Raw genomic sequence first — 15,543 nt, forward strand, 5'->3', positions numbered from 1 at the left:
GTGAAAATGCCGGCATTATGCGCAGCAACCCCGCCAGCGAACAGCAGCTTCGCTGCACAATCAGACACAGGTCGTCTTTTCCATGCCCTTGCCTTTCGAGCTTGCCGTTGACCCGGCAACCCTAGCCATTCTCGCCCTGGTCGCCTTCGTTGCCGGCTTCATCGATGCCATTGCCGGCGGCGGCGGCCTGCTGACCATCCCGGCCCTGCTGATGGCCGGCCTGCCGCCGCATCTGGTGCTGGGCACCAACAAACTGTGCGCCACCTTTGGCTCGGCCACCGCCAGCTACACCTTCTACCGGCGCAAGCTGTTCGCCCCCCTGCCCTGGCGCAATGCGCTGATCGGTACCGCGATCGGCGCCCTGCTGGGCGCCACGCTGGTGCACTGGCTGCCGGCGGCCTGGCTCAATCAACTGTTGCCGGTCGTGGTATTCGCCTGCGGGCTCTACCTGCTGTTCGGGCGCACCCCGGCGGCACCGCTCAACGCCGATGCGCCTATTGCCCAGGGCCGGCAGTGGCCGCAAAGCCTCGGCCTGGGCTTCTACGATGGCGTCGCCGGGCCGGGCACCGGGGCATTCTGGACGGTCAGCAGCCTGCTGCTCTACCCGCTCGATCTGGTGCGCGCCAGTGGCGTGGCGCGCAGCATGAACTTAGTCAGCAACGCCTGTGCCCTGGTGGTATTCATCGTCGCCGGGCAAGTCGCCTGGTTGCTTGGCATCAGCATGGGCATCGCCCTGATGGCCGGGGCTTTTCTCGGCGCGCGCTCGGCAATCCGCGGCGGCTCGAAGTTCATCCGCCCGGTGTTCATCCTGGTGGTCTTGGCGCTCGCCGCACGGCTAGCCTGGCAGCACTGGTTCGGGCTTGACTAGACCAACAGCGACGGCGCCGGCAGCCCTAGCCGCTGCGCCACATAGACGTCGATCAGGTAGCGGGCGATCGAGCGTGGCGCCGGCAAGGGCGGCAACTGGTGCACACTGAACCACTGCGCATCCTCGATCTCGTCGGCCTGCATGACGATCTCGCCAGCCGCATATTCGGCATGGAAGCCGAGCATCAGCGAATGCGGGAATGGCCAGCCCTGGCTCCCCAGGTACTGCAGGTTCTTGATCTCGACCCCGACCTCTTCGTGCACCTCACGCGCCACGCACTGTTCGACCGACTCGCCCGCCTCGACGAAACCGGCCAGGGTGCTGTAGACGCCGGGGACGAAACGCGGCGATCGGGCCAGGAGGATTTCATCGCCGCGGGTGACCAACACGATCATGCTCGGCGACAGGCGCGGATAGTGGTGCAGCTCGCAACGCGGGCAATGCATCGCGCGCTCGCCGGGAAAATGCTCCATCGGCTCGCCACAACTGCCGCAAAACCGGTGCTGGCGCGCCCAGGTGCCGATCTGCGTCGCGTAGCCGAGCATCTTGAAGGTGTCGGCATCGCCTTGCAGCATGAACTGGCGCAGGCTTTGCCAGCTGCAAGCGGGCATATCGACCGGCTGCTGCAACTCCAGCAGGTAGATGGCATCGCCGTCGAAATGACCGATGCCATGTTCGGCCAGAATCGGCAATTCCTGCTTTTTCAGCCATTCGCGGGGAAACAACACGCCGTTGCTGTCCGCCAGAAACTGCTGCCGGCAATGCACCAGGGCCCAGCCACCGGGCTGCTGGCTGTCGAGTAAGGCGGGCTGCCAACGCTGGGTCATTTATGCGGCTACCGGTAAGCCAAGGGCGCGCACGCTGTCGGCGGCCAGGTCGAGCACGCTGGGCTGGGTTTCCGGGCGCATTACCGCGCCCGCTTCCAGATAGTATTCGAGACTGCTGAGTGCGTCGGCAAGGGTTTCCAGCATCTGTTCGGAAGGCATCTTGGGCGCTTCGAACATCTGCGTCTGGATGTATTCGGCGCAGGCGCCGACCAGCGCGGCCGCCCGCTCCTGGCCGAGAAACCACAGGCCGCCGCGCACCGCCTGCAGGCTGAACGGCACATTGGACAGGTGCATGCGGTCGCCGTCGGCCTCCAGGTAGGCAGTGATCGCGCGCTTGGCCAGCGCCAGGCCACCGCGGGCCTCATCGACCACGACAATGCGTGCCTCGTTGAGCTGGTAGTAGGCGAAGGATTCGAGCTCCTTGTCCGGCGCCAGCTGCCCGGCACTGCTGTCTCGTCGTTCGCCGCGTTCCAGGCTGGCGACCATCCCTTCGACATAGAGCACGGCGTCGGCCAGCTTGAGCAGTTCCTCCTGTTGCGGGGCACGCGCCTCGCTCCAGACTGCAACCGTTTGCAGTTGCGCATTCAGCGCATTGCCCGCCGAACTGAGGCCGACCATGCCCAGGGTCTTGCTCAGCTTGCCGAGCACTGCATGCAGATTGCCGAGGCTTTCAGCCTGCACCGTGCCCCGCTCGATCAGGTCGAGCATGTCCTTGACGCTGGTCAGCTCTTCGCGAATAGCCGAACTCAGCGAGCGCATGACCGCCTGCCCGGGGCCGGCCAGGCGCTGGTATTCCTCCTCCAGCAGGTGATCGGTGAATGGCAGCGAGGTCAGGCCAAACAGCTCGCGGACAGGCGTGGCCACAGGTCCGCGGCTGTCGGCCAGGGCCACCAGATAGAGCAGTTCCTTGAGCAGGCTGCGCGGCGTCTCGTGCTGGCTGTTGGCAAGTATTTGCTTGAGTTCGCGATCGATCCGCGAGAACAGTTGCTTGCGCGACTTGCGCGCCAATAGCTGACCCTCGAGTTGCGCCTCGACAGCCGCCGCGCCGATCCAGCACAGACGGCCCCGCGGCTCGTTGGCATACAGCGTGTCCAGGCGTGCCATGGCTCGGCCCATCAGTTTCAGGCTGGCCTGCGGATTCTGCTCGCGCATGAAACCGAGCAAGCCCACCTGATACATCTGGCGCAAGCGTCGCCCTTCGATTTCCTTGGCTGCCGCGTCCAGCGCCGCTGGCGCGGTACGTGGGCGCACATGGTCGAGGCGCACACTGAAGAAGAAGCTTTCCGGCAGCGCCGGCTGGCCGCCGGCCTGGCGCAGGTCATTGATCGCCGGCAGCAGCAACTCGGGCATTTCCTGGCGGTGTACGTCGACGCTTTCCAGATAACGGCGCAGTACATGCAGCGCGTTACTCAGCGCCGAGAGCTGCACATCGCGCTCCTCGCCGGCGCCGGCGGGAATATCGGTGGCTTGTTCGAGCACTTCCTGAGCGAGCAGCTCGGCACCGGTCAACTCAACCAGATTGAGCGTACCGCGGACTTGATGCAGGCTTTCCACCGCCTGTTGCAGCAAGCTGCCGTTATGTCGCTCGGCAATGAAATGCTCGAGACTCGACTCGGCCTCCTCCATGGTGGTGAACAGTTCGTTACGCACCAAACTGAGTGACGTGGCTCCAGAAACCATGCGCTAGTGCGCCTCCCGCGCCGGTAGAGAAGACAGTGGCATAGGTTGCATCAGTCGGCGAACTCCGGCTTTTGCTTGCTCATGTGCGCGGCCATGGCCACGCGCAAGTCAACCGATTGCAACATCGCCGCATTCCAGGTGGCGATGTACTCGAGGCCATCGTCAACCCGATGGTCGCGCATGTAGCGAATCATTTCCTTGGTGCCACGCACCGCCACCGGGGATTTGGCGGCAATCTCATGAGCAATGCCCATCACCCCGTCGAGCAGCGCGGTGGGGTCCGCGAAGGTGCGATTGACCAGGCCGATACTGCGCGCTTCTTCACCGCCGATGGTACGCCCGGTGAAGGCCAGCTCGCGCATCATGCCGTCGCCAATGATCCGTGGCAGGCGTTGCAGGGTGCCGACATCGGCGGCCATGCCGATGTCGATTTCCTTGATCGAGAACTGCGCGTCGACCGTCGCGTAGCGCATGTCGCAGGCCGCGATCAGGTCGATGGCGCCGCCCAGGCAGTAACCCTGGATCGCCGCCAGCACCGGCTTGCGGCACTGGTCGACGGCATTGAACGAGGCTTGCAGCTCGAGGATCTTGCGCCGCAGCTTTTCCGCATTGCGGCCGACATCCGGGCCCATCTGGCTGCCAAGCTGGGCCAGCATCATCAGGTCGATACCGGAGGAAAAATGCTTGCCGGCCCCCGACAGCACCACCACCCGCACCTCGTCCGTGACGTCGATCCAGCGGAAGATCTCGATGATCTCCGTCCAGAAATCGGCGTTCATGGCGTTGATCTTTTCCGGGCGGTTGATCACCACGCGGGCGATCTTGTCTGCCAACTCGACACTAAAGGCTTGGTAGTCGGACACGGCAGTCATCCTCAGCAACAAACGGCGCGCACGCGCACAGAGACATTCTTGTGATTACAGCCGGGCAACTATAACAAGCACGGCATAAATGTCGATGCCGGCCTCTGTGACGCAGAACACGCCATTGGACTTAAGCAGCGTTTTGACTGTTGGCGGTAACCACTTGATCTAGCGAAGATAGTCCGGCATTGCCGGTGACGACTGGCGAGCCGTCCAAGCGACGACGCGCCAGTCGCGCCTCAGAGCTTGATGCAGTCCACCGTGTAGGCGTTGCCGTCCGGCCCTTCGTTGCGTTGCAGGCCGTGCACGTCGGCGTCGAAGCCGGGGAAACTGCGGTCGAAGGTGCGGGCGAACTCCAGGTAATCGATGATCGAGCGGGTCGCCGGGGTAAAGCGCTCGCCCGGCATGATCAGCGGGATACCCGGCGGATAGGGCACCAGCATCACCGCGGCGATCCGCCCGTCGAGCCGATCGATAGGCACCGCCTCGACTTCGCCGCGCACCAGATGGTTGTAGGCCTCTGCGGGTTTCAGGGCGATTTCCGGCAGCACCGTGTACATGCGTTTCATCGCCTTGGCCGTGGCGTTCTCGCCGTAGCAGCGGTGCAGCGCATCGCACAGGTCGCGCAGGCCCATGCCGTGGTAGTGCGCACCACCCGCCTTGGCGATCGAGGGCAAGGCTTCCGTCAGCGGCAGGTTGACGTCATAGCTGCGCTTGAACTCCAGCAACTCGGTGAGCAGGGTGCTCCACTTGCCCTTGGTGATGCCCATGGAGAACAGCACCAGGAAGGAATACAGGCCGGTCTTCTCGACCACCAGGCCGCGCTCCCAGAGAAACTTGCTGACCACCGCCGCCGGAATCCCGCACTGATCGAGCTTGCCACCCGCGGTCAGGCCGGGAGTCACCAGGGTGACCTTGATTGGATCGAGCAGCACATAATCCTCGGCCACCTCGCCAAAACCATGCCACTCGGCTTGCGGCTGCAACAACCAGCTCTCGGTCGCCACCTCGTCGACGCCCTCGGCCTGGGGCGGTTGCCAGATGCTGAACCACCAGTCGTCGACGCTGAGGTTCTGCCGCAGATTCGCCAGGGCCCGGCGGAAGCTCAACGCCTCATCGAAGGTCTCCTGGATCAGCGAGCGCCCGGCCGGGCCTTCCATCATCGCCGAGGCCACATCCAGCGAAGCGATGATGCCGTACTGCGGCGAGGTCGAGATATGCATCATGAAGGCTTCGTTGAAGCGATCGCGGTCCAGCTGGCGGGCACCGCCATCCTGCACATGGATCATCGAGGCCTGGCTGAACGCCGCCAACAGTTTGTGCGTGGAGTGGGTGCTGAACACCAGCGGCGCATTGGCGGTGCGGGTCGTGCCCATGCCATAGCGTCCGGCATAGAATTCGTGGAAGGCCGCATAGGCATACCAGGCTTCGTCGAAATGCAGCACCTCGACGCTGTCGCCCAGGGTCTGTTTGATCAGTTCGGCGTTGTAGCACAGGCCGTCGTAGGTCGAGTTGGTCACCACCACCAGCTTGACCATGGCCCCGCTGCTGCTGGGCACGCGGCCACGGGCCAGGGGGCTTGCGTCGATCTTCGCCTGGATCGACTCGCGGCTGAACTCGGACAGCGGAATCGGCCCGATGATGCCCAGCTCGTTACGCTCCGGGCACAGGTACAGCGGAATCGCGCCGGTCATGATGATCGCGTGGAGGATCGACTTGTGGCAGTTGCGGTCGACCAGCACCAGGTCGTCACGGCCGACCATGCCATGCCAGACAATCTTGTTGGCGGTCGAGGTGCCGTTGATCACGAAATAGGTGTGGTCGGCGCCGAAGTTGCGCGCGGCGCGGGCCTCGGCCTCGGCCAGGGGGCCGGTGTGATCGAGCAGCGAACCCAGTTCCGGCACCGACACCGAGAGGTCGGAGCGCAGGGTGTTCTCGCCGAAGAACTGGTGGAACGCCTGGCCGACCGGACTCTTGCGGTAAGCCACCCCGCCGCCATGGCCCGGGGTGTGCCAGGAGTAGTTGGATTGCGCGGTGTGTTGCACCAGCGCCTTGAAGAACGGCGGCAGCAGGCAGTCCAGGTAATTGCGCGCGGCGCGGGCGACCTGGCGGGCGAGGAACGGCACCGTGTCCTCGAACAGGTAGAGGATGCCGCGCAGCTGATTGAGGTCGGCCATGGCCTCGGCCGGCGCGTTCTCGATGGTCACCTGCTCGCCAAGGGCGAAGATCGGCAGCTGCGGCGCTCGCCGCCGGGCGATGCGGATCAACTCGACCATGTCCTGCAGCAGGTGCTTGTTCTCTCCCGCGCCCTCGGCAGTCACCAGGATGCAGGCGAGGCCGTGATGGGTCGAGGCGACTATCCGTCCCTCGGCCGAGGTGGCGGTGGAAAGGATGCTGAAACCGTCCTGTTCCAGTTCGGCGGCGATGGCACGCACCCGATCGCCGGCCACGGTGTCGGCCTTGATGTCGCGGTGCACGATCAACACGGGAAACTTGAGGTCTTTATACATGGGGCAATCCGGCATCCACTGAGCGATTGGGCAACGGCACTCAGTAAACACCATGCAATGACCTTTTAGGAAACCGGGCCGTCGACCTCGGTAATGCTTTGTCGCATTTTTGAATCATTGCAGGGTCCATGGCCTGATCGAGTCGCGAATTGCCGGGTCGCGACAACCCGGCGGCACGCGCATCGAGCAGAGCCTGTGAAAATAGCGAGCGCCGCAGTAGGCGAGAGTTTTTTCACAAGCGCTCACCGCCCAGGCACTATCTTTATCCTCGAGGTCGGCCAATGGGCGCGGCCAGTGCGGGCATCCAGCCGCCCGGGGAGTCTTGCATGGCCAGTATTGTTACCCTGACCCTCAGCCCGGCGCTCGACAGCGCCACCAGCATTGCGCGCCTCTGTCCGGACGCCAAGCTGCGCTGCAGCGAACCCCGCTATGCGCCCGGAGGCGGCGGCATCAACGTCGCCCGCGCGATTCACCAGCTCGGCGGCAACGCCCTGGCGCTGTTCCCGGCCGGCGGCCCCACCGGCCTGCACCTGGCCAAGCTGCTGACTGCCGAAGGAGTGGCCTGCCAGGCCCTACCGATCGGCGCCTGGACCCGCGAATGCCTCAATGTGATGGAACAGGCCAGCGCCCAGCAGTACCGCTTCGTCCTGCCCGGTGCGCGCCTGAGCGAGACCGAGCAGGCGCAGCTACTGGCGGCGTTGGCCGACCTGCCCGAGCTGGACTACCTGGTGATCAGCGGCAGCCTGCCGGCAGGGCTCGCCGATGACTTCATTGCGCGTCTGTTGCGCATTGCCGCGCAGCGCGGCGCCCGCTGCATCCTCGACAGTTCGGGCGAGGTATTGCGCCAGGCGCTGGACATCGGAGGGCTATTCCTGATCAAGCCTAACCTCAATGAACTCCGCGCCCTGGCCGGGGAGGACATCAGCGAGCCGGATCAGCTGCTCAGGGTAGCCCGCGGCCTGGTCGATGCGGACCAATGCGCCGCCGTGCTGGTCTCGCTCGGGGCCCAGGGCGCGCTGCTGGCGACCCGCGAGCTGAGCGAGCGGATTATCGCTCCGACGGTTAAAAAACTCAGCACCGTGGGTGCCGGCGACAGCCTGGTTGGCGCCGTCACCCTCAAGCTGGCCCAGGGCGCGAGCCTGAGCGAAGCGGCACGCTACGGCGTCGCCGCCGGCAGCGCGGCGATCATGACGGCGGGCAGCGAACTGTGCCGCCGTGCCGATACCAACCGGCTATTTGCCTGGCTGCAGGCTCGCGCCGCTGCTGGCGCGCGGGACTAGCCGCCCGCAGGGTGCAACTCACCGCGGGCCGTGCACCGTGAATTGCCGGCGCAGCGCAGGTCTGCCGGGCCGTATTCACGGCCGCCCGCCTAGTGCCGGGCCGCGATTTTCAGGCGCCGCGCCAGCAGCAACAGGGTCAGCAGAAACAGCGGCGCCAGCACGGCGAACAGCACCTTGCTGGAGAACGGCGTACCCAGTGCCGCCAGGCCTTCCAGGGTGAGCTTGAGCAGACCGACCAGGTAGTAGCTGATGGCGATCAGGGAGAAGCCCTCGACCGCCTTCTGGATTCTCAGCTGGGTGCTGGTGCGCGCGTTGAGGCTCTCGAGGATCTTGCTGTTCTGCTCCTCCACCTCCACCTGGGCCCGCGCCTGCAGCAGGTCGCCGAGGTTGGCGATGCCGCTGGCCAGACGGTCGAGGCGGCGTTCGGTGGCGGCGCAATAGCGCACCGTCGGCTTGAAGCGGCGCTCGATGAACACGCCGAGCCGCTGACTGCCGCCGACATGCCGCTCGCGCAGTTCGCCGATGCGCTCGAAGACGATCTGTGCATAGGCCTCGGCAGCACTGAAGCGCGGCCGGCAGGCGGCGCCACAGCGCATCAGGCGGGCGGACAGTTCGGTGAGGGCGTCGAGCAGTTCCTTGGCCTCGCTGTTGCCCGCCCCGGCATTGCGCTCGGCCAGGCGGATCAGGCTGCGATCCAGTTCCTGCAGGGTGACGCCGATGTTCTGCGCGGTGGGCAGGGCCAGGGAAGCCAGCATGCGGTAGGTTTCGATCTCCAGCAGGCGGCGAATCATGCGGCCGAGGCGGTAGGCATTGAGGCCCCGATTGATCAGCAGAATGCGGTTGAAGCCCTGCTCCGACAGGCGAAAATCGCTCCACACCGTGGCATCGCCACCGCCGACGTGGGAGCCGGCGGGGTCCTTGAAACCATAGGCGGCGGGATCGTCCAGCGCACCCGGCGCGTCTTCGACCAGTACCACCAGGGCATTGATGATCAGCGCCTGATGGGTCTGCAACAGGCCGTGCAACGGCTCGGGCAGTTCGGCCCAGAGCGGCGTCTGTGGCGTGCGCGGCACCACCCAGGTCAGGGAGAGGAACTCGCTATGGCGCTCCCACTTGAACGGGCAACCGTCGATTCGCAGCAGGCCATGGCGCGAGGCGCCGTGGCTGTGCTGGTCGGCCAGCCCTTCGAGCTGGGCGATGATCGGGTCGATGCAAACTCCATCGTCCAGCAAGGCGAAATGGTAGACATGGGCCGGGCCGTCGAAATAGATCGACGGCCGGGCATGCAGCTCATCGTGCAGGCTTTCTCGTAGCGGGTGCATGGCGGCTCTCTGCGGCTCGGAAAAGGTGACCTAGAACTTTCTAGACTCACCCCGCCCGCCGCTGGACACATCCGCAGGACCAACGCACATCCTTGGCCGTCACTGCGGGTGACCGCTCAGGCCAATGCGGCCAGACAACGCTCGGCGCGATGATCGGCGGCGCCAGCAGGCGCTGCCGAGCCGGTTTGCCAAGCGCGTCAGTCGGTTCGCCCTAAGGCTCCAGGGTCGCCCACAACGCCGGGCCGCCGGCCGCTTTCTCGATCGCCGCCAGGCGCGCGGCATGCGCCTCCAACTCGGCCTGGGTGGCGCGCACCACCAGGGTGGGCTGGCGATCGGCAGGCAGGCGGCGAATCGCGCTGGGTTGCTGACGGCCATTGCTGTCGCCTTCCGAGCCGTCACCGGCGAGGGACAGATTGGTCTGCCCGCCGGTCATGGTCAGGTAGACATCGGCGAGGATCTCGGCATCGAGCAAGGCGCCGTGCAGGTCGCGGCCGGAGTTGTCGACGCCATAGCGCTTGCACAGGGCATCGAGACTGTTGCGCTGCCCCGGATGACGTTCACGGGCCATCAGCAGGGTATCGAGGATCGAGCAATGCTCGCTGATGTCGGCGCGATCCTGCTGCTTGATCAGGGCGAATTCGTTGTTGATGAAGCCAACGTCGAACGCCGCGTTGTGGATGATCAGCTGCGCGCCCTTGATAAACTCGAAGAACTCGTCGGCTACTTCCTTGAAGCGCGGCTTGTCCTGAACGAAATCGTTGGTGATGCCGTGCACCGCAATGGCGCCCTCGTCGATCTCGCGATCCGGCTGCAGATAGACGTGGAAATGCCGCCCGGTCAGGCGCCGGCCCATCAGTTCGACACAGCCGATCTCGATGATCCGGTGACCATCGGTGACCGGCATGCCGGTGGTTTCAGTATCCAGTACTACGCTACGCACGTTGCAGCCCTCTCACTTCGTCGACGCCACGGTTGGCCAGTTGGTCGGCACGCTCGTTACCGGGGTGGCCGGTATGACCGCGCACCCACTGCCAGGTGACATTGTGCCGATTCACCTGCTCGTCCAACTCGCGCCACAGATCGGCATTCTTCACCGGCTGTTTGGCGGCGGTTTTCCAGCCGCGTTTCTTCCAGTTCGGCATCCAGTCCTGGATACCTTGCATGACGTACTGCGAGTCGGTCACCAGACGCACGTCGCAGGCACGCTTCAACTCGGCCAGGGCGCGAATCGCCGCGGTCAATTCCATGCGGTTGTTGGTGGTCTCGGCCTCGCCGCCCCAGAGTTCCTTTTCCACGCCCTTGAAAATCATCAGCGCGCCCCAGCCACCGATGCCGGGATTGCCCTTGCAGGCACCATCGGTGTAAATCTCGACTTGTTCATTCATGCAGAGCCAATCTCTCAATAAATTCCGCTCGGCAGGCTCTAGAACGTATTACGGCTTCGCGTCGCGGCGACTGACCTTGGCCACCGGCATGGGTACCAGCTTGCCCATGGGCACTCGTTGCGTCTGCCGTGACGGGCGCAAGCCGATCACCAGCTTGCGCGCCACCAATAGATAGAAGCCGCCTCCTGGCGATTGCCAGGCATCGCCCCAGGCTTCCAGCGGCGCCAGGCGAGCCTGCCAGGCAGTGGAAGCAAGCGGCGGACGATAGCACCCGAAGCGGCGTTTCTCCAGCGCGAAGCCCAACAGGTGCAGCCAGTCACTGACCCGATTGGGCGCAATGCAGCGAGCCTGACGCAGGGCATCCCGGGCGAACAGATGGCGCACGCCCCAGGCACTCATCGGGTTGATGCCGACCACCAGCAGATGACCGCCCGGGCGCACGCTGTGGGCGGCCTCGCGCAACAGACCATGGGGCGACAGACTGAAGTCCAGGCCATGCTGCAGTAGCACGACGTCGGCGGCATACTCGGTCAGCGGCCAGGCCTGCTCTTCGCAGACGATTTCCACCCCGCTGAAGGGCGCGCCGACCCGCACGCTGCGCTGGATCTGCGCGGCATTCGGCGAGGCTTGCGCGGAAGGGCCGTAATGCACCATGTAGCCGCCAAAGAAGCGCGCCAGCTCTTCCTCGAGCAAACGCTGCTCGTCCTCCAGCAGCAACTGACCATAGGGCCCATTGAACCAATGGCGCGCCGTGCCGATGAGCTGGAGCCAGTCGGCATCGGCCTGGGCGAAAGGATGATCGGACATAAAGAATTACCTGCGTAGTCAGCACCGCCAATGAGTTCTAAGATGCACCTTTATGACCTGCTTAGCGACCTGCCTGATGATAAAGATCGACGCCCTGCCCGCCTTCTCGGACAACTATATCTGGTTGCTGCAAGACCTCGAACAGCACCGTTGCGCGGTGGTCGACCCCGGTGATGCGGCGCCGGTACTGGCCTGGTTGAACAGCCATCCCGACTGGCAATTGAGCGACATTCTGATCACCCACCATCACCCCGACCATGTGGGCGGCATCCAGCCGTTGAAGGCGGCCACCGGGGCACGGGTACTCGGCCCGGCGCAGGAAAATATCCCCGCGCGCGATCTGGCCTTGCGCGAAAGCGACGAGGTCGAGGTGCTCGGTCTGCGTCTTCGCGTCATCGAAGTACCGGGTCATACCCTGGGGCATATCGCCTATTACCAGGCCGAGCAACACTGGCTGTTTTGTGGCGACACCCTGTTCGCCGCCGGCTGCGGCCGCCTGTTCGAAGGCAGTCCCGCACAGATGCACGACTCGCTCAGCCGCCTGGCCGCCCTGCCCGGGCAGACCCAGGTGTACTGCACCCATGAATACACCTTGAGCAACCTGCGCTTTGCCCAGGCTGTCGAACCAGACAACCCACAGATTGCCCAACGGTTGCAGGAAGTCAGTGCCTGGCGCGCCGAAGGCCGCATCAGTCTGCCCTCCAGCTTGGCCCTGGAGGGCGCGACCAACCCCTTTTTGCGCACCACCGTAGAAGCGGTCAAGGCCAAGATTGACGAGCATGACGGCCCGCAAAAACGCTCGCCCAGCGAGGTTTTCGCGCGTCTGCGAGCATGGAAGGATAATTTCTAAAAAGTCGATAACCCCGCAAAAAAGTGGTTAAAACTTGACCACCCCGGCATCGGTTCCTAGAATCGCCCGACCTTTACCCCGGGAAGCCCCAGCCAACCAATGCCTTTATCACCACGCAAGACCTTGAATTTAAAGGCATTGGCACAGGGCGCACAGGCGCTGGTGGTGGTGTTTTGTGTAACCCTGGCCGGCTGCCAGACCACGGGCAAAACTCCCGAGGATAGCGGTAACGACACCGATCTGACGGTGGGTCTGGAGCGGGAACCGGTCTGGCTGACCGACAGCATCGCCACGACAGAGCCCGAGGATATCTGGCAGCGTGTCCGTGACGGCTACCAGATGCAGGATCAGATCGGCGTCAACCCGCGCATCGAGCAGCAGCGCCTGTGGTTCGTCAGCAACCCTTCATTTGTCGAAAAAACCGGCGAGCGCAGCGGCCCCTATATTCACTACATCGTCGAGCGTCTGGCCGAGCGCAATATGCCGATGGAGCTGGCGTTGCTGCCGATGATCGAAAGCGCCTACAACCCCTTCGCCTATTCCCACGCCAATGCGGTCGGCCTGTGGCAATTCATCCCCTCCACCGGCCGTCATTTCAACCTGCACCAGACCAGTTGGTACGACGGGCGCCGCGACGTCATGGCGTCGACCAATGCGGCGATGGACTACCTGTCACGCCTGCATGAAATGTTCAACGGCGACTGGCTGCTCGCCCTGGCCGCCTACAATGCGGGCGAAGGCCGCGTCAGCCGGGCCATCGAGCGCAACCAGAAACTCGGCCTGCCGACCGACTACTGGAACCTGACACTGCCCAAAGAGACGCAGAATTACGTGCCCAAGCTGCTGGCCCTGTCACAGGTGGTGATGTCCCCGGAAGCCTATGGCGTCAACCTCGAGCCGATTGCCAACGAGCCCTATTTCGAGACGGTCGTGCTCAAGCAGCGCATGGACCTGTCCAGGGTCGCCGCCATGGCTGAGCTGGACGAAGATGAGCTGTATCAGCTCAACCCGGCCTTTAAGAAGCGCATCACCCTGGACGGCCCGCAACATCTGCTGGTGCCGACCGCCAACGCGGAACTGCTGGCTGCCAACCTGGCGCTGATGAAGCCCCAGGAGCTGGTGGACTGGCAGCAGTACAACGTTCGTTCCGGCGACAGCCTCAACAGCATCGCCAACCGCTACCACCTGACAGTCAGTACCCTCAAAGATATCAACAAGCTGTCCAGCAACCATTTGCGTATCGGCCAGGTACTCAGCATTCCCGCGCAACCGGGCGTCACGCCGAAAGAACCGCTGTTCCAGCCTGCTGCCCGTTCTGTAGCGCAATCACGCAGTTATCGGGTCAAAAACGGCGACAGCCTCTGGAAAATCGCCAAGAACCACCAGGTCTCGAGCAAAGACCTGCAGCGCTGGAACAACCTTAAAAGCCACAACCTGCGCGCCGGCCAGATCCTGACGCTGAACGGCGGCCAGGCTCCAGCAACATCCAGCGCTGGCGGACGTGGTGCTACCACCTATTACAAGGTGCGCAAAGGTGATTCGCTGTACGCCATCGCCAAGCGCTTCAAGGTCGAGATGCAGCACCTGCAACGCTGGAATCCGCGCACGGGCAGCGCCATCAAGCCGGGGCAGACCCTGACCCTGCGTCTGCCCTGATCGAGCAGCACTCAGGCGCGCTGGCTCAGCGCCTCCAGACAACGTCGGGCGAGTTGGGTAAAGCGCTGAAAGGCCACAAACTGCTCATGCTTCAAGGCGCGGTCGGATACCCGATTGTCGGCATAGATCACGCCAATCTCGCGGTTGCCGGCCAATAGCGGGGCAATGAAGAACATGCCCGGCCCCAGGCGCTGACGTATCGGCTGGGTCACCAGTTCGTTGAGGCTGTAGCTGGCCGGTACGCCCATCCACAAGGCTTCTTTATTGCGCAGTACGTAGCTGAATATATGCGGTTGTTCGCGCGGCTCGACCGGCAGCAGGAAATCGCTCATCCAGCCCTCGGTCCCTTCGCCCACCACCCGCTTGGCCCGAAAACAACTCTGTCCATCGGCCAGCACCACCAGCATCACCCGCTCCAGCCCCGCGCCCTGGTGCAGGCCTTTGAGCAGGGTATCGAGAATCAAGCCGAGATCGCCGCGGCGAGAGGCCAGCAACCCCAGATCCTGCAGGGCGTGTTGCAGCAGCTGCAGATTGGGTTGCAACAGGCGCGCCTTGCGCTGTTCTTGCTGCAGGCGGATCTGTTCGGGATCGGTATTGGGGATCAGACGGCAGAGCTGACTGGCGCCAAAGGTCGCGGCCACCTTGACCGCTTCATCGGCACTGGCCAGCACTTGCTGCATGGCCTCTTGCGGGCTGACCCCGATGAATGTCGCCATCTCTCCAACCAGGGCCTCCATCGCTGGCGAGTCCCAGCCGTCGAGCGCCGCCTCGCTGATGCGGGCACCCAGACTGACCGCGCGCACTGCCGGGTCGTTATGGTTGACGCTGTTATGCGCCAAGCTGGCAATCTCGCCGATGTTCCAGCCTTTCACCAAACCCTGGGTCAGCTGGCGAAAACTGGTGCCAAGTACCACACGCACCGTTTCCTCGACATCGACGCCCGGCTGGGCCAGGGCACAGGCCAGTTCGTCCGCCTGCTCACCGCCACAGCCCCAGAAGGCCAGTTCACCCAGGTGATAGAGCAAGGCCGCGATGAAGACCTCCTCCTCATGCCGTGACAGCACGTAACCGGCGATATTGCGCGCCTGTACGGCCGCGTGAAACGAACGCGCAAGCAGCTCCTGCAACTGCTCGCGCGGAGCCCGGGTGAGCAGGCCATCGATAAGGCTCACGGAGAGGCTGATCAGGCGTACATTGTCGAAGCCGATCAGGACGATGGCCCGCGAGATGGTCTTGATGGTTTCTTGCGAAGGGTTGTAGTACGCACTATTGCCGACCCGCAGCACCTTGGAGGTCAGCGAAGCATCGCGCAGCAGGACGTCCGCCAGTTGCTGCACAGACGCGTGCTCTTGTTGCGCCAGGCGTTGCAGATCCTGCACCACTGCGGCCAGGGCCGGCAACTCGGCCTGATTCAGACGATCAATCCATGACTGCAGACCATGGCTACGTGTATCCAAGTTCAAGGCCTCGTGGTGATTAATCGAAAGAGAGTAAT

Annotated in this window: 13 protein-coding genes; 4 read left to right on the forward strand and 9 right to left on the reverse strand. The window is 64.0% G+C overall.

Translation table 11 applies throughout. The features are described 5' to 3' along the window. Nucleotides 1-88 precede the first annotated feature (88 nt). Nucleotides 89-868 (forward strand): TSUP family transporter, encoded by a 780-nt coding sequence (locus tag G9C89_RS16115; RefSeq protein WP_172149880.1) that lies wholly within the window; start codon nucleotides 89-91, stop codon nucleotides 866-868. On the opposite strand, the gene nudC is transcribed toward G9C89_RS16115, so the two are convergent. From nudC to G9C89_RS16135, 4 genes are all read right to left on the reverse strand, one after another. Then, nucleotides 865-1,695 (reverse strand): NAD(+) diphosphatase, encoded by an 831-nt coding sequence (nudC, locus tag G9C89_RS16120; protein WP_172149789.1) that lies wholly within the window; start codon nucleotides 1,693-1,695, stop codon nucleotides 865-867. The genes G9C89_RS16115 and nudC overlap by 4 nt on opposite strands. Further along, complete coding sequence (locus G9C89_RS16125; protein ID WP_172149791.1) at nucleotides 1,696-3,375, reverse strand: ferrous iron transporter B; 1,680 nt, start codon at nucleotides 3,373-3,375, stop codon at nucleotides 1,696-1,698. Between the two features lie 50 nt (nucleotides 3,376-3,425). Then, nucleotides 3,426-4,238, reverse strand: a complete 813-nt coding sequence (locus G9C89_RS16130) for a crotonase/enoyl-CoA hydratase family protein (RefSeq protein ID WP_172149793.1) — start codon at nucleotides 4,236-4,238, stop codon at nucleotides 3,426-3,428. A 239-nt stretch (nucleotides 4,239-4,477) separates the two neighbouring features. Continuing rightward, a complete protein-coding gene (locus G9C89_RS16135; RefSeq protein WP_172149795.1) occupies nucleotides 4,478-6,748 on the reverse strand; it encodes an Orn/Lys/Arg family decarboxylase in 2,271 nt (756 codons plus the stop codon). Between the two features lie 326 nt (nucleotides 6,749-7,074). Here G9C89_RS16135 and pfkB point away from each other — a divergent pair, with 326 nt between their 5' ends. Continuing rightward, nucleotides 7,075-8,028 carry a 6-phosphofructokinase II gene (gene pfkB / locus G9C89_RS16140; protein WP_172149797.1) on the forward strand — a complete coding sequence of 318 codons (954 nt, stop codon included), beginning with the start codon at nucleotides 7,075-7,077 and terminating at the stop codon, nucleotides 8,026-8,028. Between the two features lie 89 nt (nucleotides 8,029-8,117). On the opposite strand, the gene G9C89_RS16145 is transcribed toward pfkB, so the two are convergent. From G9C89_RS16145 to G9C89_RS16160, 4 genes are all read right to left on the reverse strand, one after another. Beyond that, on the reverse strand, nucleotides 8,118-9,350 hold the full coding sequence (locus G9C89_RS16145) for a DUF3422 domain-containing protein (RefSeq protein WP_172149799.1): 1,233 nt from the start codon (nucleotides 9,348-9,350) through the stop codon (nucleotides 8,118-8,120). A 211-nt stretch (nucleotides 9,351-9,561) separates the two neighbouring features. Beyond that, nucleotides 9,562-10,290, reverse strand: coding sequence for a DNA polymerase III subunit epsilon (dnaQ, locus tag G9C89_RS16150; protein WP_172149801.1), 729 nt, complete (start codon nucleotides 10,288-10,290; stop codon nucleotides 9,562-9,564). After that, complete coding sequence (gene rnhA / locus G9C89_RS16155; protein WP_172149803.1) at nucleotides 10,283-10,735, reverse strand: ribonuclease HI; 453 nt, start codon at nucleotides 10,733-10,735, stop codon at nucleotides 10,283-10,285. Before rnhA ends, dnaQ begins: the two co-directional genes overlap by 8 nt. Nucleotides 10,736-10,783: 48 nt before the next feature. Further along, nucleotides 10,784-11,542: a methyltransferase domain-containing protein gene (locus tag G9C89_RS16160; RefSeq protein ID WP_172149805.1), complete on the reverse strand. Its 759-nt coding sequence runs from the start codon at nucleotides 11,540-11,542 to the stop codon at nucleotides 10,784-10,786. A 76-nt stretch (nucleotides 11,543-11,618) separates the two neighbouring features. Here G9C89_RS16160 and gloB point away from each other — a divergent pair, with 76 nt between their 5' ends. Together gloB and G9C89_RS16170 are read left to right on the forward strand one after the other, a co-directional pair. Next, complete coding sequence (gene gloB / locus G9C89_RS16165; RefSeq protein ID WP_172149807.1) at nucleotides 11,619-12,392, forward strand: hydroxyacylglutathione hydrolase; 774 nt, start codon at nucleotides 11,619-11,621, stop codon at nucleotides 12,390-12,392. Between the two features lie 99 nt (nucleotides 12,393-12,491). Beyond that, entirely contained in the window at nucleotides 12,492-14,048 is a 1,557-nt protein-coding gene (locus G9C89_RS16170; protein WP_172149809.1) for a lytic transglycosylase domain-containing protein, read from the forward strand. An 11-nt stretch (nucleotides 14,049-14,059) separates the two neighbouring features. Here G9C89_RS16170 and G9C89_RS16175 read toward each other — a convergent pair whose 3' ends face one another. Continuing rightward, the gene (locus G9C89_RS16175) at nucleotides 14,060-15,505 is read right to left on the reverse strand and encodes an HDOD domain-containing protein (RefSeq protein ID WP_256674222.1); all 1,446 of its coding nucleotides are present in this window, start codon (nucleotides 15,503-15,505) and stop codon (nucleotides 14,060-14,062) included. Nucleotides 15,506-15,543 lie beyond the last annotated feature (38 nt).

It is taken from the genome of Pseudomonas tumuqii (assembly GCF_013184545.1).
Classification (GTDB): domain Bacteria; phylum Pseudomonadota; class Gammaproteobacteria; order Pseudomonadales; family Pseudomonadaceae; genus Aquipseudomonas; species Aquipseudomonas tumuqii.